Raw genomic sequence first — 19,969 nt, 5'->3', positions numbered from 1 at the left:
GGAATAAAAATATGATTCAACTGACTAATCTTAACAAGACGTTCGGACAAAACATTGCTGTCTCTAATATGAATATGACGCTTACCGAAGGAAAAGTAATGGGACTCATTGGGCAAAACGGTGCTGGTAAAACGACCACCTTCCGTATGCTTTTAAACTTCATTAAACCAACATCAGGAACAATCACTTGGAACGACCAGCAAATTACCCAAAATGATAAACAGCGTATTGGTTTCTTACCCGAAGAACGTGGTTTATACCAAAAACGGACCGTTGAAGAACAAATATTGTACTTTGCAGAATTACACGGTATGAAACGTTCAGATGCCCGCGTTGCATTGAAAGATTGGATGAAACGCCTTGATGTCGTTGGTAAAGTAAGTGATAAAGTACAATCACTTTCCAAAGGAAACGCACAAAAAGTTCAAATGATCGCTTCATTAATCTTTGAACCCAGTCTACTCATACTCGACGAACCTTTTTCTGGTTTAGATCCTGTCAATACAAGCTTAATGATGGATGAAATCATACGCTTACGTGATAATGGTGCAATGATTATTTTTTCAAGTCACGACATGAACAACGTGACCAAGATTTCTGACGATCTAACTATGTTAAAACGTGGAAAAATCGTTCTCCAAGGTCCTGTGCAAAATATCCGTGAACAATTTGGTCGCACACGTGTCTATGTGGAATCCTCCACTTCAAGTGCAGCATTAAAAGCTATTGATGGTGTCGCCTCAGTTACGCCACATGGTGTTGGCTATGACTTAATTTTGTCAGAAGAGGAAGCTGGGCACCGTGTGTTTGACCTCGTTACAAAAAATGGCTATATCCCAGCCTTCAGCCAACAACCACCAACACTCGATGACATTTTCCGCCAGGAGGTCGCTATTCATGACTAATCAACTTTTTATTGTTATTAAAGACACTTTTCTCAGCCAATTTAAATCACGCGGTTATTGGATGCTTGTGATTTCTCCCTTGATTTTCGCTGCTTTAGCTGGTGCAGTTATATTTGGCATTACCAAAATGCAAGGCAATACAACACCCAATATTGCTGTTGTTGGCAACCAAGAAGTCCGCAGTATTTTAGTTCAATCGGAAAAGGAATTAGACATCCATGTTTCCAACATAACCAATGAGAAAAAAGCCAATACAGCACTGCAAAACGAAAAGTTAGATGGTGTGTTAACCGTCAACAAGAATGAAGCCACAATTACCACACAGCCTAAAAGTGAACAGATTCCAAAAGAAAAGATTACTGCTATATTAGGTAACTTATCACGTTCCCAAAAAGCTACTCAATATGGACTAACTGCTGAACAAACTGCTGATTTAGTGCAACCTTATAACTTAAAAAGCGTTGTCAAACAAGCAAAACAATCAACTAATAGTGGCAATACTGAAAGCGCTAACCAATTAATAGCCAGTGCAATTGGTATCATCACTATTATTATAGTCATGTGGTATACATCAATGATTGCAAATGCAATCGCCAATGAAAAATCATCTCGCATTATGGAAATTCTATTGGCAGCGACGTCTGCACGCGTACAATATTTTGGAAAGATCATCGGTATTTTTGCTCTGGTAACCACACATCTGCTAATCTACGTCATCGCCGGATTCACAACTTTCAATTTCTTTAAAGAAAACAGTTTTGTAAAAGGATTAGCATCTAACTTAAATGGTGTGACATTATCATTTATAATCTATGCAGTAATTTTTGTTCTTGTTTCTGTTGCGCTGTACTTAGTGCTAACGTCAATGATTGCCTCTCTAATTAATGATAATGCACAAGTTCAGCAGGCTATTCAACCCATTTCCATGATTGCTATGGTTGGCTATGTATTTAGCTTTATCATGACTCAAATGCCGAATAATCTCTTGATTCGCATTCTTAGTTATATACCATTTGCCTCTCAAAGTATGATGCCAATACGTCTTGTTACGCATACTGAGGGATGGCCTGCAGCCATAAGTGCATTACTCATTGCTGTTATCACATTATTCTTACTACTATGGTTTGGTCAAGGTATTTACGCCAGAAACGTTCTATCTTACTCTGATGAACCAATTATGAAACAACTAGCAGCAAGACTGCGCCACAAGTAAACGGAGGAGCACATTTGAACAATACACCATACTTTTTAACAAATCCCAAATGGTACAAATATGAAGAACGTCAGACTAGCACTGGCATTCCCTTTCAACGTTTTGAATTAACGAAACACGCAACACCAGAAGCAATAGCTAGTTTTAAACAAACAATGATTGCCATTGGACCTGACTCTTCTATTGATCCTAACAATTTAAATCGATTTCAACAAGCTTTGGGATATGCAGAACGTCAACATTTGTTTGTCGAAAAAAACGGACTAAGCGAAGAATCATGGCAACGAGAACATGAACTTATGACGTATGCGATTCGCAGTTATCAGTTACTGAGTGATGATTTAGTAGCACCCAATACATTGATTTTTAAACCACGTATTGCTTTCCTATACAAACGGTTTCTAAAAGAACATCCTACACGTATTGATGACGGAGACTTGTGCCATTTTATCGTTGAACAAGATAAGAGGATGACAATCCAGAATAACAAATAAAATAACGCTAGGCTGATTTTCAGCTTAGCGTTATTTTTTTATTTATACCAACTATCAACTAACTTTTGATGTGACTTAATCCATTTAGCAGCAGCCTGCTTTGGTGTTTGACCATTTTGAATATCGAGCATGACTGATTCCATGTCATCTTTCGTCCAATTAAAATTATCAGCAACCTTATAGGCCTTGGGGTTAGAAGTTTTAAACTTCTTATTCACAATCGTATTAATGGTTTCTCCAGATCCAAACACGTTTTTTGGATCAGACAAGAACTTCAAGTGGTACTTACTAAACATCCAGTGTGGTGACCAACCGGTCACCACAACATCTTGCTTATTTTTGTAAGCTTTATCCAATGCTGATACCATAGCACCAGAAGATGAGGATGATAAGTTCCAACCCGATAAGTTTGAATACGACTTCAAAGCATTAGCAGCTGTGGCCATTTCACCGGCCCCCGGCTCAATACCTGTGATTGTCTTATTTGCTTGAGTTGTTAAATCACTAATGGAATTTACATCCATATAATCAGGAACAACTAATCCAGTTTTAACACCTTTCAAGTTAGGGCCAAGCAATGTTACATCATTTTTGTACTTATCATACAAAGCTTTGTGTGTATCTGGCAACCATGCTGAAACTGAAATATCAATTTGATTATTAGATAGCGACTGCCACAAAACAGCATTATCTAATGGCGTTAACGTGACATCGTATCCATGTTGACGTAATGATTCAGCCAGCACATTCGAAGAGGCAACTTCTGAATCCCACTCAACATAGCCAATAGTAACTTTTTGACCTGTTGTTTTATCGGAAGTCAAAGTGTTGACAACACCTCCACCAATCATAACCAACAAAGCCGCAAGTACTGTCCAACGACGCCATGGCTTTGTCACCGCTTTTTGTCCGGGTTGGGTGTTAAACTTTTGTGTAAAACGATCAATAACAATAGCTAAGATCACCAATCCAAGCCCGTTAACAAATCCAGAACCAACATCAGCGTGTTGAACCGCAGACAAGACGCCACGCCCAAGACCTGGTGCACCAATCATAGAAGCTGTGACAACCATCGACAATGCCAACATGATTGTTTGGTTAGCGCCTGCTAAAATAGTATTTTTTGCACTAGGAAGTTCTAATTTAAACAACTTTTGCCAAGTAGTTGATCCAAATGAATCAGCTGCTTCAACCAAATCAACTGGAACTTGACGAATACCTAAACTAGTCATACGAACCATCGGTGGTAGGGCAAAGATTATCGAAGCAAACACACCAGGAACCACACCGATTCCAAAGAAGGCAACAGCAGGAATTAAATAAACAAATCCTGGCATAGTCTGCATAAAGTCTAAGATTGGTTGAACAACTACCGCAGTCTTTTGTGACTTTGCTGTTAAAATTCCAAGGGGTATACCAATAATCAACGAAACAATAGACGCCATGATTACCAATGTAACGGTATTCATTAAGTCAGACCAAAGTCCTTGATTGGCAATTAACAAAAGTCCCAAAAGTGTGAATAACGGAAAGCCAATCTTTTTCGGTGTCGTAACAATGGCAATTACTGTGATACCAATAATCATTAGTGCCATGGGTACAGCAGTTAAACCATTTGTTAAAGCATCCATTATGTATTGACCGCCAGATTGAATGGCATCAAAAAATCCGGATAAATTAGTAGTTAACCATGAAACCGCTGAACTGACCCAATCTTCAAGTGGAATTTTTGGAATACTTACTAAATTATTCATTGTCATCTTCCCCTTCTGTATCAGCAAGCGCCTTCAATACCGCGCCACGAATAACAACACCCTTCAAACGGTTATCATCATCTACAACAGCCACAGGTGTCTGAGCATCGTAAATAATAGGCATAATATCCATGATAAGCGTGTCAGGTTTAATCTTTGGCATTTCTGTTAGAACATCTGCAAGTGGCAACTTTTCACGACGTGCGCGAACCGCCTCTTCTGATGACAAATAGCCTTCAAGTTGACGGTGACGATTGACTGCAACGAGGCCTGAAACTTCTTCTGCTGTCATTTTTCTCAAAGCAACAGTTGGCCCATCAACATAAATGTTCGATGTTAAAGCTGGGATCATAATACTATCAGCCGTCAATACCTTAGAACGATCAACATCACCCACGAATGTTTTCACATAATCATTGGCTGGGTTCGTAAGAATCTCTTCTCCAGTACCAATTTGTTGTAAACGACCATCTTTCATAATGGCAATATGGTCACCAATACGAAGCGCTTCGTTCAAATCATGAGTAATAAAGATTATTGTTTTTTCAACGTTAGCTTGTAAATCTAGCAACTCATCCTGCATTTCACCACGTACTAATGGATCTAATGCTGAAAAAGCTTCATCCATCAATAATATATCAGGATCATTGGTTAGTGCACGAGCCAGACCAACTCGTTGTTGCATACCACCAGATAATTGGTGTGGATATTGGTCCTTAAACGATAGCAATTTGGCATTTTCTAAGGCTTGTTCTGCTCGTTTACGGCGTTCTTCTTTGCCTACACCTTGAATTTCTAAACCATACTCTGTATTTTCTAACAAAGTACGGTGTGGAAATAGAGCAAAGTTCTGGAAAACCATACTCATTTTTTTACGACGAATTTCTATCATCTGTTTTTTATTCAATTTAGTAATTTCTTGACCGTCAATAAACAATTGACCCGCAGTTGGTTCAATCAGACGGTTTAGCAAGCGAATTAAAGTTGATTTTCCTGAACCAGAAAGACCCATGATGACAAAAATCTCGCCTTCTTCAATGGACATGTTGATATCATAGACACCAACCGTGCTCCCTGTCTTCTCAACGATCTCGTTCTTACTTTTGTTTTGCTTCACCATTTTCATCGCAGCTTTTGGACGCTTACCGAATATTTTGGTGAGATGCTTAATTTCTACTTTTGGCATGTTCTAAAGTGGTGGTGCCGCGTAATATAAAAATACTACATCATGCACATCATTTCTAATGACACCACACACATCTCCTCCTTGCTTCTTTTCGAATTTCCGTATAAAATATAGTGACAACCTATACTTTATAACAAGTTGTCTCTTTAATTGACAACTTCAATTTTTACATAGATTGTCACTTGTGTCAAATTTTGAACTTGCAGGATATAAAAATGTCAAAAATCAGAGAACCGCGTTACCGAAAAATAGCCTTTCAAATAGCTGAAAAAATCGTTAATAATGAGTACAAGGTTGGTTCCAAGCTTCACGCTAGGTCAACCTTGTCAGTAACATTTGGTGTTTCAGCCGAAACTGCCCGAAAGGCTATTAATATTTTATCGGACCTCGATATTGTTAAACCAATACACGGTAGTGGTATTGAAGTATTATCACGTGAAAGAGCAAAATATTTTTTAAATCAGGCCCAAGAAACTACTAATATTCAAACAATTCATGATCAGATTAACGATTTAATTGAGACCCAAAGAACGTCTTTAAATAGTCTTTCTGATTCCCTAACGGCTTTATTTGACCAAACGCAACGTGTACAGCGTCATAACCCACTAACTCCTTATGAATTTAGCTTATCAGATTCTTCTAAGCAACTTGGTGAATCAATTGGCAATCTGAATATATGGCAAAATACTGGCGCAACAATAATCGCTATTTTACATAATGAAGAACTTGTAGTATCGCCTGGACCTTATGCTGTCATTGAAAGTGGTGACACGCTTTATTTTGTTGGCACCGAAATGGCCTTTCATGCTGTCCAAAATTTTTTTCAATAACTAATCAATTTTTCATCATATTATCATGGCCTGCTAGGCCTTTTTTATTTTCTCATATAAAAAACTCTTACCTTAAACTTAAGATAAGAGCATACTGTTATAAAATATGATTAATTAACTTATTTTCCTAGACGAGCCCGGTAAACCTTCGTTTGTTCTTCATAACCAGGCTTACCCAATAAGGCAAACATTGCTGTTTTGTAAGCTTCAACACCTGGTTGGTTGAAGGGGTTAATACCGAATGTGTATCCTGATGCACCAACAGCGATTTCAAAGAAGTAAATCAAATATCCTAATGAATAGGCATCCTGTGCTGGCAAGTGGACAGCCAAGTTTGGTACCCCGCCATCAACGTGAGCCAATGTAACACCTTGCGAAGCTTTTGTGTTTACTTCATCAATTGTAACGCCCTCAAGGTATTGCAACCCGTCATTATTGCCATCTTCATGAGGAAGATCAATATTTGAAACTGGATTATCTAGTTTAACAACTGTTTCAAATAAATCACGACGTCCTTCTTGAATATATTGGCCCAAAGAATGCAAATCTGTTGAGAAGTTTGCAGATGATGGATAGATGCCCTTTTGATTCTTACCTTCTGACTCTCCCATCAACTGTTTCCACCACTCAGACAAGTATTGCATCGTTGGTTCCCAGTTGATCAATAGTTCAGTTGTATAACCCTTGTCGTACAATATACGACGAACAGCAGCATATTTGTAAGCTTCGTTATTTTTTATATCTGAATCAGAATACTCTTCTTGAGCATCTCTAGCACCTGTCATCAAGGCTTCAATGTCAGCGCCGGAAGCAGCAATTGGTAGAAGACCGACCGCCGTTAAGACAGAAAAGCGACCACCAACCCCATCAGGAATTGTAAATGTCTCGTATCCTGAAATTTTTGCTTCATCGTGTAATGCACCGCGGTTCGCGTCAGTTGTAGCATAAATACGTTGCTTAGCGGCCTCAGCACCGTACTTCTTTTCCAATAATTGTTTGAACACGCGGAAAGCAATTGATGGTTCTGTTGTTGTCCCAGACTTTGAAATAACATTAACTGAAAAGTCTTGATCACCAATTACTCGTACCAAATCGTTGATATACGAAGCAGATGTTGAATTACCAGCAAAATAAATTTTAACACCTTGACGTTGATTGTCAGCCAGTTCATTATTAAACATTGGATTCAAGAAATCAACAGCCATTTTTGCGCCAAGATATGAGCCACCAATACCAATAACAACCAAGACTTTCGAATCAGATTGGATCTTCTGAGCAGCAGTTTGAATGCGGGCAAATTCGTCTTTATCATAATCTGTTGGTAAGGTAATCCAATCAGAATATTCTGCCCCAGCACCGCTTCGATTACGAAGCTGCTCGTCCGCCATTTTGATTAGCGGTTGCATTTCATCAAGTTCATGATCTGCAACAAAATTCTCAATGTTCTTTGTGTCAAATGTAATGTGTGCCATTTTTTACTCCTATTAAAAATTATGAAATCGGTTACAAGTTTATTCTATCACAACTTTGATGCTGCTGCCTCATCAATAATGATCGTAACGTCTGAATGTTTTTGAAGAATAGATGCTGGTACATCTTCGGTTATTGGACCATTGATAGTAGCTGCCACTGCTTCTGCTTTGCTTTCTCCAGTGGCTATCAGCAAAATTTTCTTTGCAGACATTACTGAAGCAATTCCCATAGAAATTGCTTGCGTGGGCACATCCGACTCCTTCTCAAAGAAACGAGCGTTGGCGGCAACTGTAGATTGTGTAAGATTCACAATATGAGTAGTTGAATCAAACGATGTTCCTGGTTCATTAAAACCAATGTGTCCATTGCGTCCAATGCCCAATAATTGTAAATCGATTGGATGCTCAACAATAATTCTGTCATAAGCTTTAATTGCTGCTTCATGATCCTCAGACTTACCGTCTGGAACATAGGAATGTTTAAATGGTTTATATTGAAATAAGTGTTTAGTCATAAAATAACGATAGCTCTGCTCGTCTTCGCCATCCAAGCCAAGATATTCATCCAAGTTTATCGACACTAATTCAGAAAAATTGATTTGGCTAGTTGCCAATTTTTGATATAAGGGTATTGGTGTTGATCCAGTTGCCAAACCCAGTACCTTCGCACCATGTTGCACAGCATTTTGATAAATTTCGAGTGCTTTTTCTGCACTTTGTTCAACATCTTTTACTCTAATAATGTTCATAATCCAACCTCTTTCAAATTGGTCTATACCGTTTTGGTCTATACCAATATAATAACACCTTTCTAGTCTTGTAGCAAGTTTTTCGAGAAGTATTTGATGACATAAAAAAAGACCAATTATGGTCAATTTAACAATTATTTTGTTCTATCACGCCAAAATTTAACAAACCAATTAACTGGTTTTGATGAGGAAGTTGATTTTAATGAAATCCTTTTTTCTGTTTTTTGAGCATAAGGCAGATATTGAGCATTCAACGCTGCTGTTGTATAGCCCACGGTTTGGTTCTTTTTTATATTGGCTAACTTTGAGTCAAAAGTAGGTTGTGTAAATGCCAATTTTACACCCTTGTTTGTCCAATAATGCCTTGTTTGTGCAGCCTTAACAATTATATGTTCTTGCTTCGTATTTGGAAACGTCAACGTTTTTAAATGGCCAACTGTTTGATTTTCTTTAATATAGTTTGGCTGTTTTTGTGCTAATACCTGATCAACAATACGCAGAGATTCTTGATAACGCTTTGTTTCATCCATGTAATTAGCAATACCATTGACTACAGTTATGAATTCGTGACCGTTTTTATCTTTAATTAAACCAGTGAATCCAGCACCAGATTCAGGCGAAGATCCCGTCTTAAGCCCCTCTATGGTTAACTGGTTGGGGTTACTAAGGTTGGGCATTGTTTCAGTCATTAATTGCCAATAATCAGTTTTATCTGTCACAACAAAGTTAGGCGTCATATGATAAGAAATCGTTAATTTTTTTGATAATTGACGCAGGGAAGGATCCAATTCTAAGATAGCTCGTGCAATCATAGCTAGTTGCTGATTACTGGCTTTATTAGAAGCTGTTTTAGGGGCCGAAGAGATTTCATTTTCAAAAGCATTCTCATTAACTTGTCCAGCAGAATTGTACCATTGTGAACCGCTCAAATGAAGTTCTTTAGCCCATGATTCTAGTGCCTGTTGTGTTGTTTCCCCTTTAGGAGTCACAAACTCACCCAATGCAAAAGCCGCATCGTTAGCAGAATTAGCAAACATGACATCGTAAAGTTCACGAACTGATACTTTGTCTCCAGCTTTGATCGCGATATGAGAAAACAAATGGCTGTCTTCTTTCGATAAATCTGCCTTACTAGTAATTGGGACCATCGTAGACCATTTTATTTTTCCTGACTTAATACTTTTAAGCACGCCATACGCTGTCAACATTTTACTTTGCGAAGCAATGGCTACCTGTTTTGAAGAATTTTTTTGGCCCAAAATTTGCCCCGTAGTCAAATCAACCACTAAAGCAGAGGTTGCACTGGTGTTTAATTGAACCGGCTGATCATCGACTGTTGCCACCTTGGTTGTTGATTGCGTTGATTGCTCATGACGAGGAACCATAAAAAATATAGCCAATAATACAACCACTAATGCAGTAATAATAAACCATATTCTTTTCACTTGATGCTTTTTATTTTGTAACATATTCCCCTCATGTCTGCTTCAACGGTAATGTAATAATGAATGAAGTCATATCATCATCAGACTCAACAGCTACACTACCATGATGCTGTACAACAATCCCCTTCACGATGGCAAGTCCCAATCCTGTGCCACCTGTTTTACTATTTCTCGAACTTTCAACACGATAAAATCGATCAAAAATATCCCCGATTGCCTCATCTGGTATCTTGACACCATCATTCGTTACACGAATAACAACATTTTTATCATCAATTTGTGCCGTAAGTTTTATGAAAGTAGCTCCATCACCGTATTTAAACGCATTAGAAACCAAATTCATTAAGACGCGTGCCAATTTATCAGAGTCAGCCTCAATAACAATCATCTCAGGATTTGTTAATTGATTCAATGCAATATTCTTCTCTTGTGCTTCTAATTCATAACCAGCAAGTAATTGGCCAAACAAATCATTTAGACTGAGTGACGTAATATTTAAGGCGGCGTCTTGTGCCTGTGTCTGTGAGTACTCAAACAAATCCTCAACTAGAACCTTCATTTGATTAGACTTACTATACGCTGTGTGAATATACTTTTTTCGATCCTTTTCACTCAATGCTTGTCCCATTTCAACCAAGCCAAGATAACCGATAATAGCGGTTAGTGGTGTTCGCAAGTCATGAGATATATTGGTAATCATCTCATCCTTAGAACGTTCACTCTGACGTTCTTCTTCTCTAATACGACGAGTGTTTTCAGCAATTGTATTAGATACATCAATCAGCGCTTGAGTTGTTGGCGCATAAGGAGCACGCCACGAAATTGTCATGTCAGAATTTTCACGTGCGACCTGACGCATCTCTCTAATCAAACGATACAAACTTTCATCACGGCGCCACTTCAAGTACTGCCAAAACACAATACCAATATTTCCTGAAACAAAAGTCACAAACTCTAAAACATTCCAAATATTAAACGATATAAAGGAAAATCGGTGTCTTAGTGCATCAAAGCCAGTCATGATTGTCCAACTAAAAAGAAGTAGTAACAATATCGTCACTACCAAATAATATATTTTAGTACGATTGTGCTTTAATATCAATGCTACTTTTGTCATTGATTCACTTCAATTTTGTAACCAACGCCCCAAACTGTTTGAATAACTTGATCGCCATTTGTGGCTTCTTCAATTTTATCTCGCAAATGTGAAACGTGCACCATAACGGTTTTTGCAGAAACAACAGATTCTTGTTGCCAGACACGCTCGAAAATATCATCTGCCGAGAAAACACGATTAGGATGCGATGCTAATAAATACAAAATACCAAACTCTAAAGCCGTTAAGTTGACCAAATCACCCGTAGAAGTCTTGACTTCGTGACTGTCTTTATTAATTATTAGCGAGCCAATGTCCAAGACATCTGGTGTCTGATCTTGAACAGCATTCTCCGCGCGTCGCAATAATGAACGAACACGAGCCATGACCTCAAGCGGATTAAATGGCTTGGTAACGTAGTCATCCGCACCTGTAATTAGTCCCTGAATTTTGTCCATATCACCAGATTTTGCTGACAACATTAAAATAGGAATGCGACTATCCTTACGAACAGTTTTTACAACATCTAAACCGTTCATGTTTGGCATCATAACATCCAAAATCATTAAAGCAATGTCTGGATTTGTATTCAACTTAGAAAGTGCTTCTTTACCATCGTCAGCCATAATTGGCTCATAGCCTTCATTTTTTAGGTAAATTTCAAGTAATTCTGCAATTTCGATGTCATCATCAACTACTAAAATTTTCATTTATATTATCCTCTTAAATGTCTGCAACAATAGTAACTATTTTTTAGATGCTTCTAAACGTGCTTGCTGTGATAATTGACTGATTGCGAAGAACCCACCTGTTAAACCGTATTTCTTACGGTTCCAACGGAAGACACCAAATGCTGCGGCACCAAGAATAATATATACAACTGGTGGTAAGGTTGGATTAATTACCTGTGGTAACATACCTAATATCAAAAATCCTCCAAGCCAAGCCACAACAGCCATTAACAGGTAAACCCATCGACGACTCGTTGGTTCTTGTTTGTCTTTTGCTTTAGGATTTGGTGTTAACTTTAAGACTACACCTGTATAGATTGAGCCACCCAATGCTGCGATAAGAAGCAAGGAAACGATTCCCGCACCTTGGTTACTAGCATTTTTGGAAAAGAACAATGTCAAACCAAATACCACAGCAAATAACATGAAGATGGCTAAAGATGTATCGAGTGCCAAAGTACTAAATTTATAATCAAAAAGTTTCTTGGCCGTTCGCTTAGGATCAAGATACTGCTGAACAGCCATTGTTGGCGTACCATAAATTTGCGCTGCTGTCTGCCCTTTCCCTTGGGTTTCAAGAAGATTATTTTCAACCTCAGTCACAATACCTTCAATTTGTTCACCAGTCAATTTACTGTTTTGAGCTAACAGCTTTTTAAATTGAAAGATAAAATCCTGATTTTTTTTCGTCAATTCTCTTTTTTGTTCTGACATAAAATGTCTCCCTAAAATATTATGTACAGCGCGATCAGCGCCATTTACACGTTGAAACGGAATTCAATAATATCGCCGTCCTGTACAACGTATTCCTTACCTTCTGAACGTAATTTTCCGGCTTCTTTGACTGCTTTAACAGACCCTAACTCATCAAGATCCGAGAATGCAATTGTTTCTGCACGGATAAATCCTCTTTCAAAGTCAGAGTGTATCACACCAGCAGCTTGGGGTGCCTTTGATCCCGCAGTGAATGTCCATGCTCGAGTTTCTTTACCACCTGCAGTGAAAAACGTTCGTAAGTCTAATAAGTGATAGGCTGCTCGAATTAACTTATTTAAACCAGCTTCCTCTACTCCAGCCATTTCTAAGAATTCAGCTTTTTCTTCTTCTGGCAATTGAGCAATTTCTTCTTCTGCGCTAGCAGACAAGCCAATTACGTCAGCTCCTTCAGTGGCAGCAAACTCTTTAATTTGATTGAAATACTTTGATCCCATTGGATCTGCCATATCATCTTCAGCCAAATTGGCAACGTATAAAATAGGTTTTGTTGTCAATAAGAACAAACCTTTAACTATTTTTTGCTCTTCTTCAGTAAATGTAATGGTGCGAGCAGACTTGCCCGCTTCAAGAACTGGTTTGATTTTTTCTAGTACAACAAACTCAGCTTTGGCATTTTTATCATTCCCTTTTGCCGCACGTGCAACTTTAGAATAACGCTTGTCAACAGCTTCTAAGTCAGCCAAAATTAATTCAGTATTGATTGTTTCAATGTCATCTAACGGGTCAACTACCCCATTCACGTGAATAATTTCATCCCCATCAAAAGCTCGTACAACATGCACAATAGCATTTACCTGACGAATGTTTTCTAAAAATTTATTCCCTAAACCTTCTCCCTGAGAAGCGCCTTTGACAATACCAGCAATATCGGTAAATTCAAACGTGGTTGGAATAATTTTATCAGCAGGTACAACTTCTTGGATACGCGCCAAGCGAGTATCTGGGACTTCTACCATGCCAACATTTGGTTCAATCGTAGCAAACGGATAGTTTGCCATTTCAGCACCAGCTTTAGTAATTGCATTAAATAGTGTTGATTTGCCGACGTTTGGTAAGCCGACGATTCCAGCAGTTAGTGCCATTTTATTCTTCTTTCTGATTTGCTACTTGTAAAATCTTTTTTATTCGTTTGTTAAAATCAAAACGCGACATCATAATGCCTCTACCGCAATTCGTACATGACAGCTTAATATCAGCACCAACACGTGTAATTTCCCAAGAATTGGCGCCACAAGCGTGCGGCTTTTTCATCTCAACGATATCATGAAGTTTATAGTCCGGTGCTATTGCCATTAGTCCACCTCAATATCTAACAATGCCAAAATGCGACTTAAGTCCTCATTGGAAACATAATTAATTTCAATTTTACCATTTCCCTTACGGCCCGCGTTGACTTTGACCTTGGTCCCAAACTTTTCTTCTAATTGGTTAGACAAAGAAACAGCAAAGGGTGAAATTTCTTTCGTATTGGGTTCGGGTACACCATCATTCATTTGCCTGACCAAGTTTTCCACTTGACGAACATTCAATCCACGGAAAACAACTGTTTCTGCTACTTTTTCGATTTGCGGCTTCTTTTTTAATCCTAGTAATGCTCGCGCCTGTCCCATTGATAACTCACCATCTTGAATCAGTACTTGTACTGATTCCGGCAATTTCAATAGGCGCAGTAAGTTAGCAACGGTAGCGCGATCTTTACCAACTTTTTCAGCTACTTCTGCCTGTGTCATTTGCAAGCGTGTCATAAGTGCGTCAAAAGCTTGTGCTTCTTCGATAGCGTCCAAATCATCACGTTGTAAATTTTCGATCAACGCCAGTGCTGCCATCGTGTCATCATCGACATGGCGTACAATAGCTGAAATTGATTTCAAACCAGATAATTTTGAAGCACGAACACGACGTTCACCAGCAATGATTTCAAATTTTTGACCAATTTGACGTACAATAATTGGTGTCAAAACACCATTTTCTGTAATAGATGCTGATAATTCCTTTAGCTTGCTTTCATCAAAATGATACCGCGGTTGAAACGGATTAGGTTGGATATCTTTCAATGGTAACTTAACGACTTGTTCCGTTGCTTCTTGTTCTTTTGTAACCACCTTTGTATGTTCAACGGCTTCTTTTGACACATTATTTGCGCCAAAAAGTGAATTCATGCCTTTGCCAAGCCCGCCTTTTTTACTTACCATATTGTTTCAAAACCTCCTGTGCGAGATTGTTGTACATTTGTGCACCCACGCTCCGTGGATCAAAATCAATAATCGCTTGTCCATAAGATGGCGCTTCACTCAGGCGTACCGAACGTGGGATGATTGTATCATAAACCTTATCATCAAAATAACTACGCACTTCTTGGGCCACTTGCTTGGCGAGGTTCGTTCGTCCATCATACATTGTTAACAAAATACCAGCAACATCAAGATCTGGGTTAAACTGCTGCCGAACAAGTTCAATCGTATTTAGTAGTTGTCCTAGACCTTCTAAAGCATAAAATTCGGTCTGTACCGGGATAAGAATAGCATCAGCAGCTGTAAATGCATTGACAGTCATTAATCCTAAAGCTGGTGGATTATCAATTAAAATGAAGTCATAATCATCACGCACTGTTTCAAGTGCCGTTTTTAGACGATACTCACGTTGCGGTTGCTTAGCGAGTTCAATCTCAGCACCGGACAATTGAATGGTAGCTGGGACTAGGTCATAATTATCAGTCGCTACGATTACTTCGTGAAGTGGCGTTTGTTCAACGATTACATCATAACTATCGTGCTCTAACAAAGATTTATCAACACCTGACCCACTTGTAGCATTCCCTTGTGCATCAATATCAACCAGTAACACACGTTGTCCAGCTTGTGCCAATGCTGCGCCCAAGTTGATACTGGTTGTTGTTTTACCCACACCACCTTTTTGATTAGCTAATACAATTATTTGCGCCATTTTAGGTGCCTCCTTTATTTATGAGATTGGCTTTTTGCTTGGTGTTCCAGCTTGCCTAGGGTATTTTTTAGGTGTTTTTGTTTTTTTATCTACTATCTGTATATAACGCTGATCACCATTTGGTAGTGTAAATACAAACTCTTCGTTAACCTGACCGCCAAGCATAGCTAATGCTTTTTGACCATCGAGGAGCTCTTGATGGGCAGCTGATCCCTTCATGACTAAGAATCTGCCACCAATCTTAACAAAAGGTAATGTATACTCAGCCAAAACACTAGTACGGGCAACTGCTCGAGCCGTTGCATAATCGAAATTTTCCCGGTACTTTGGATTTTGTCCTATATCTTCTGCACGCCCGTGAACGATTTCTACGCCGGTTAAGTCGAGCGTATCAACCACTTCTTGCAAAAAATTAACTCGTTTTTTTAACGCATCAACCATTGTAATTTTTAAGTCTGGAAAGGCTATTTTCAAGGGTAATGACGGAAAACCTGCGCCTGTGCCAATATCAATTAAAGTGCTTTCAGAGCTTTTTAACTTTTGTTCATACATTGCTACAGTTAAAGAATCATAAAAATGTTTTAAGTACACGTCTTTTTTTTCAGTAATAGCCGTTAAGTTAACGTGTTCATTAGTTGCGACCAGCAACTCGTAATAACGTTCAAATTGCCGAACCTGCTGTGTTGTTAAAGTTATACCAGCACTACTTAATGCTTCGATGAAGTCTTCGTTTGTCAATATTCTGCTCCGATTTCAGTTAATTCAGCACGAAAAAGCGCCAGTTTCAGCTAATACCAGAATACCTAAAAAACGCTTAATTTTCAAGCCTTCCAGCATTAATATTTCCATCAGAAATACCAGAAATTTGTAGTAAATACCAAGCATTGAATGCAGGTACATCGATATCCTTAGCAACATGAACATTCGTTTGGCTATGCGTACTATGAAGAATGTCAGCTACCGTGGCACCAATCGCAGGTCCATCTGTCACGACATCAACCCATAAATCTTCTAATTTGTATTTTTCAGGGTGCAGTAAGTAATAAAGTGTATTGACATCGTGCATTGGTTTACCACCAGCATTAGAACCATCTTGATAGTGTCCAAACAGTCCCATCAGCATTTTTCCGGTCTCATTCATCTGAAGTAATTCAGACATAGATTTTTTGGTTAACAACGCTTTTTCAGTAACATCAAGCCCAATCATTGTGATATCCAAATCACTTTCAAAAACAATTTTCGCTGCGTCCGGATCTGTAAATACGTTAAACTCTGCCACCGATGTTAAATTCCCACCGGTAAGCGAACCACCCATTACGATTAATCGCTCTATTTTTTGTAAATCTTGTGGATACTTTTGAATTAAGTTTGCAATATTAGTGAATGCACCAACGGCTACTAATGTCGTTTGATCATCATAGCTATTCAGCGTTTCATGAATAGCATCTACAGCTTTTTTACTTATAGTTCTGGTAGAAAGCTCGCCAAATTCATAACCTGGCATTCCGCTCTTCCCATGAATATTTGATGCATCCTTAAATGGTTTGACTAGTGGTTTCTCAGCACCACGGGCCACCTTAACGTCTGGTCGATTAAAATAGTGTGTTAATTTCAAAACATTGTTTGTTGTCTTATCAACCGAAACATTACCGGAAACAGACGTAATCAGACGTACTTCAAAGTCATCATTAGTTAACAAAATTGCGATTGCTGCTGCATCATCAATGCCGGGATCAGTATCAAAAATAAGTGGAATCGTCATTATTTTACCTCTATATATTATTCAATTAATTATACCAGAACAAAAGGTTTGACTTTTCTGCTTAGTAGATTTATTATATAAGCAATCTAGGAAAGGGGGTCATAACTTTTGAGTAATTCTAACGGAAAACGCTCAATCGTTTTGGCCGCTTAATAGGAAAAGCGGTCGATTCGATTGCAGCAACCACGAAGCAAGTTTGATTTAGATTCTGCTTCGTGGTTTTTTATTTTCTTTTTTACCATATTGCCTAATAAAAAAACACGCTTTCTAGCGTGCTTTTTTATCTAATCATTATTTACGAGCAGCTAACTTAAAGTCCAGTGGTACACCGACCGCATGATGATAGAAACCAGTAATGTTGGGGTTAACCAATTCTGGCTGTGCCTGATAATATAGTGGGTTCAAAATTGCTTCTTGATGAATAATCTTCTCAAGTCCCTTTTCATCAGCAGCTCGCTTTGTATCATTCGTCGCATCAGCTCCCTTAGCCTTATTCCATAAAGCATCGTAATCGGCATTAGAATTATGATTATAATTGTTTGCATTGCCAGTTGAAGCCAGATCCAGGAATGTTGTCGGTTCGGCATAATCAGCTCCCCATTGTGTCAGCATAACTTGGAAATTAGCGTCAGTTCCATCTTGCAAACGCTGCTTAAATGGTACAAATTTTTCGGTAACCTTTAGACCTGGCAAGTTTTTACTCCATTGTCCTTGAAGATAGTTGACTACATCTTTGGCATTTGCTACTCGGTCTGTATCAGCTTCAATTTCAAGCGTAATCGACTTTTCACCTAGTTCACTTAGTCCTTCTTTGAATAGTTTTTGTGCCTCTGATTTATTATACGTATAATCTTGCTTAGCATATGTGGCAAAATCCGTACCATTCACAGTACTTAAGCCTTTAGGTGTAAATGATGTTGCTGGTGTTGAAGTGCCCGATAGAACTTGGGAATTCAACTCGGAACGATTCGTAACCATATTCAGTGCTTGTCTAATTTTTTTGTTATTTAGAGCTTTAACATTTCCTGATTGATTATATGCTAAGAATACCGTTGTGGCTTGTGGTGTTATTCGGTAGCCCTTATTTGTTTTATTGGCCTGTGACAATTGTGGCGTATTAACCAGTGCTGAATCTAACTTACCCGTCTTATACATTTGTACAGCCACTTCTGGCTTTTGAACAACTTGCAAATCAATTTCAGGTGTTTTAACATTTTTTGCATCCCAATAATACTTGTTTTTCACAAGTTTAAACTTGTTATTGGTTCCATTCCATCCTTTAAAAGTATACGGACCATTATATAATGTCTTGCTTGTTGTTGTGCCATATTTTTTGCCATATTTCTCAACAAAACTTTGCTTTTGTGGGAAAAATGTTGGAAATGTTAGCAAGCTCTTAAATTGTGGCATTGGCTTTTCGAGTGAAACAGTTAATGTATTCCCACTCGCTTTAATTCCGAGGTCCTTCTTATCAACTTTACCTGCCTGAATAGCATCAGCATTTTTAATACCGCTATACAAATAGGCATACTCCGAAGCCGTTTTTTGATCATTGGCACGTTGCCAAGCATACACAACATCTTTAGCAGTTAACTTGCTACCATCGGACCACTTAAGCCCATTACGCAGCTTGATTGTCCAGGTCTTACCGTCACTAGATGACTTAACTGACTTAGCTAATGCTGGTTGTGGCTTGCCATTTTTATCGGCTCGCATTAAGCCTTCACCAGCGTTACCAACAACTGTTATCGAATATTCATCAGTAATTGTCGCTGAATCTAACCCGTTTAGTGGTGTTGGTAATGAAAAGCGAAGTGTCTTATCATTGCTGTTCCCACTATTCCCCACAATCCAGCAGCACGAGTGCCACCAACTACCGCTACAAGGGCTACTCCCACAAGTGTGAGTTTTTGCCAATTTTTCATTATATTTTCCTCGCTACATTCTCATCATAAATTTACTCTATTTTTTTATTCTAGCACAATGAAAAACATTTGCACACAAAATGTATTACATTTACGATACAAAACATCATTTTTAAAAATAACGATCAAAAAAAGCACTACACAATAATTGTGTAATGCTTTATGTTTACTACTTTTGTTGATGCCGCCGGTGGGAGTCGAACCCACACGGTGTTGCCACCACTGGATTTTGAGTCCAGCGCGTCTGCCAATTCCGCCACAGCGGCGTTAAATATTAAACAACTATATTAGAATACCAGTAAAATATTTGTTCGTCAACCTTTTTTTGGCTTTTCTTTTTTGACTTGACGTGTTGTATCATTAACATTTCCTGTGATGGTGTGGCTCACGTGTTTAAGCGCATTATCTAATAAAATTAAGATATGTGAATCACTTAACCCATACAATACTTCGCGGCCACGTTTTTCTGTTTCAACAAGTTGCGCCTCACGCAACAGTTTTAATTGGTGTGATACAGCAGATTGCTCCATACCTAAAGAATTGATAATCTCTGAAACACTGTACGAGCGCTCTCTGAGCAATTCTAAAATGATCAGACGTTGCTTATTGCCTAATAGTTTAAATATTTTTTCAAGTTCTATGATGGCTTCTTTTTTCATATTTTAATTATAACAGCCTCCATATCGT

19 protein-coding genes, 1 tRNA gene and 1 pseudogene are annotated in these 19,969 nt (G+C 38.4%); 4 read left to right on the top strand and 17 right to left on the bottom strand.

Annotated elements, in window-relative coordinates; all coding sequences use genetic code 11:
• The first annotated feature begins 11 nt into the window (after nt 1–11).
• From LEUM_RS01750 to LEUM_RS01740, 3 genes are read left to right on the top strand one after another with little or no spacing between them, the layout of a single operon-like run.
• Nucleotides 12–905, top strand: a complete 894-nt coding sequence (locus LEUM_RS01750) for an ABC transporter ATP-binding protein (RefSeq protein WP_011679226.1) — start codon at nt 12–14, stop codon at nt 903–905.
• Nucleotides 898–2,118: an ABC transporter permease gene (locus tag LEUM_RS01745; RefSeq protein WP_011679225.1), complete on the top strand. Its 1,221-nt coding sequence runs from the start codon at nt 898–900 to the stop codon at nt 2,116–2,118. The genes LEUM_RS01750 and LEUM_RS01745 overlap by 8 nt, the downstream gene beginning before the upstream one ends.
• Before the next feature lie 14 nt (nt 2,119–2,132).
• Nucleotides 2,133–2,612: a hypothetical protein gene (locus LEUM_RS01740; RefSeq protein ID WP_004164751.1), complete on the top strand. Its 480-nt coding sequence runs from the start codon at nt 2,133–2,135 to the stop codon at nt 2,610–2,612.
• Nucleotides 2,613–2,650: 38 nt separating this feature from the next.
• On the opposite strand, the gene LEUM_RS01735 is transcribed toward LEUM_RS01740, so the two are convergent.
• The gene (locus LEUM_RS01735) at nt 2,651–4,366 is read right to left on the bottom strand and encodes an ABC transporter permease/substrate binding protein (protein WP_011679224.1); all 1,716 of its coding nucleotides are present in this window, start codon (nt 4,364–4,366) and stop codon (nt 2,651–2,653) included.
• Entirely contained in the window at nt 4,359–5,552 is a 1,194-nt protein-coding gene (locus tag LEUM_RS01730) for a quaternary amine ABC transporter ATP-binding protein (protein WP_011679223.1), read from the bottom strand. Before LEUM_RS01730 ends, LEUM_RS01735 begins: the two co-directional genes overlap by 8 nt.
• 215 nt (nt 5,553–5,767) lie before the next feature.
• Here LEUM_RS01730 and LEUM_RS01725 point away from each other — a divergent pair, with 215 nt between their 5' ends.
• The gene (locus tag LEUM_RS01725) at nt 5,768–6,382 is read left to right on the top strand and encodes a GntR family transcriptional regulator (protein WP_011679222.1); all 615 of its coding nucleotides are present in this window, start codon (nt 5,768–5,770) and stop codon (nt 6,380–6,382) included.
• Between the two features lie 119 nt (nt 6,383–6,501).
• Here the strand turns inward: LEUM_RS01725 and LEUM_RS01720 are convergent, their stop codons facing one another.
• The 15 genes and pseudogenes from LEUM_RS01720 to LEUM_RS01650 all read right to left on the bottom strand — a co-directional run bounded on the left by LEUM_RS01720 (nt 6,502) and on the right by LEUM_RS01650 (nt 19,941).
• A complete protein-coding gene (locus LEUM_RS01720) occupies nt 6,502–7,854 on the bottom strand; it encodes a glucose-6-phosphate isomerase (protein WP_011679221.1) in 1,353 nt (450 codons plus the stop codon).
• Between the two features lie 47 nt (nt 7,855–7,901).
• A complete protein-coding gene (nagB, locus tag LEUM_RS01715) occupies nt 7,902–8,603 on the bottom strand; it encodes a glucosamine-6-phosphate deaminase (RefSeq protein ID WP_010285057.1) in 702 nt (233 codons plus the stop codon).
• Nucleotides 8,604–8,737: 134 nt separating this feature from the next.
• Nucleotides 8,738–10,072, bottom strand: a complete 1,335-nt coding sequence (locus LEUM_RS01710; protein WP_011679220.1) for a D-alanyl-D-alanine carboxypeptidase family protein — start codon at nt 10,070–10,072, stop codon at nt 8,738–8,740.
• 7 nt (nt 10,073–10,079) lie between these two features.
• The gene (locus LEUM_RS01705) at nt 10,080–11,165 is read right to left on the bottom strand and encodes a sensor histidine kinase (RefSeq protein WP_011679219.1); all 1,086 of its coding nucleotides are present in this window, start codon (nt 11,163–11,165) and stop codon (nt 10,080–10,082) included.
• Nucleotides 11,162–11,854 (bottom strand): response regulator transcription factor, encoded by a 693-nt coding sequence (locus LEUM_RS01700; protein WP_004164761.1) that lies wholly within the window; start codon nt 11,852–11,854, stop codon nt 11,162–11,164. The genes LEUM_RS01705 and LEUM_RS01700 overlap by 4 nt, the downstream gene beginning before the upstream one ends.
• Nucleotides 11,855–11,890: 36 nt before the next feature.
• Nucleotides 11,891–12,589 carry a DUF1129 domain-containing protein gene (locus tag LEUM_RS01695; protein ID WP_004164763.1) on the bottom strand — a complete coding sequence of 233 codons (699 nt, stop codon included), beginning with the start codon at nt 12,587–12,589 and terminating at the stop codon, nt 11,891–11,893.
• A 44-nt stretch (nt 12,590–12,633) separates the two neighbouring features.
• A complete protein-coding gene (ychF, locus tag LEUM_RS01690; protein ID WP_011679218.1) occupies nt 12,634–13,734 on the bottom strand; it encodes a redox-regulated ATPase YchF in 1,101 nt (366 codons plus the stop codon).
• Nucleotide 13,735: 1 nt separating this feature from the next.
• Nucleotides 13,736–13,945 carry a DUF951 domain-containing protein gene (locus LEUM_RS01685; protein ID WP_011679217.1) on the bottom strand — a complete coding sequence of 70 codons (210 nt, stop codon included), beginning with the start codon at nt 13,943–13,945 and terminating at the stop codon, nt 13,736–13,738.
• Nucleotides 13,945–14,844: a ParB/RepB/Spo0J family partition protein gene (locus LEUM_RS01680; RefSeq protein WP_010280682.1), complete on the bottom strand. Its 900-nt coding sequence runs from the start codon at nt 14,842–14,844 to the stop codon at nt 13,945–13,947. The genes LEUM_RS01685 and LEUM_RS01680 overlap by 1 nt, the downstream gene beginning before the upstream one ends.
• Complete coding sequence (locus LEUM_RS01675; RefSeq protein ID WP_004164768.1) at nt 14,834–15,595, bottom strand: ParA family protein; 762 nt, start codon at nt 15,593–15,595, stop codon at nt 14,834–14,836. Before LEUM_RS01675 ends, LEUM_RS01680 begins: the two co-directional genes overlap by 11 nt.
• 18 nt (nt 15,596–15,613) lie before the next feature.
• Nucleotides 15,614–16,333, bottom strand: a complete 720-nt coding sequence (gene rsmG / locus LEUM_RS01670) for a 16S rRNA (guanine(527)-N(7))-methyltransferase RsmG (protein ID WP_011679216.1) — start codon at nt 16,331–16,333, stop codon at nt 15,614–15,616.
• Nucleotides 16,334–16,409: 76 nt separating this feature from the next.
• Entirely contained in the window at nt 16,410–17,357 is a 948-nt protein-coding gene (rihC, locus tag LEUM_RS01665) for a ribonucleoside hydrolase RihC (RefSeq protein WP_011679215.1), read from the bottom strand.
• A gap of 291 nt (nt 17,358–17,648) precedes the next feature.
• Nucleotides 17,649–19,282 (bottom strand): annotated as a pseudogene (locus LEUM_RS01660) (peptide ABC transporter substrate-binding protein).
• Nucleotides 19,283–19,464: 182 nt separating this feature from the next.
• Nucleotides 19,465–19,548 (bottom strand) — tRNA-Leu (locus tag LEUM_RS01655).
• Between the two features lie 48 nt (nt 19,549–19,596).
• Nucleotides 19,597–19,941 carry an ArsR/SmtB family transcription factor gene (locus tag LEUM_RS01650; RefSeq protein ID WP_011679213.1) on the bottom strand — a complete coding sequence of 115 codons (345 nt, stop codon included), beginning with the start codon at nt 19,939–19,941 and terminating at the stop codon, nt 19,597–19,599.
• Nucleotides 19,942–19,969 lie beyond the last annotated feature (28 nt).

The sequence above is a fragment of the Leuconostoc mesenteroides subsp. mesenteroides ATCC 8293 genome, from assembly GCF_000014445.1.
In the GTDB taxonomy this organism is placed as follows: domain Bacteria; phylum Bacillota; class Bacilli; order Lactobacillales; family Lactobacillaceae; genus Leuconostoc; species Leuconostoc mesenteroides.
This window is presented reverse-complemented; position numbering and strand designations above follow the sequence as displayed.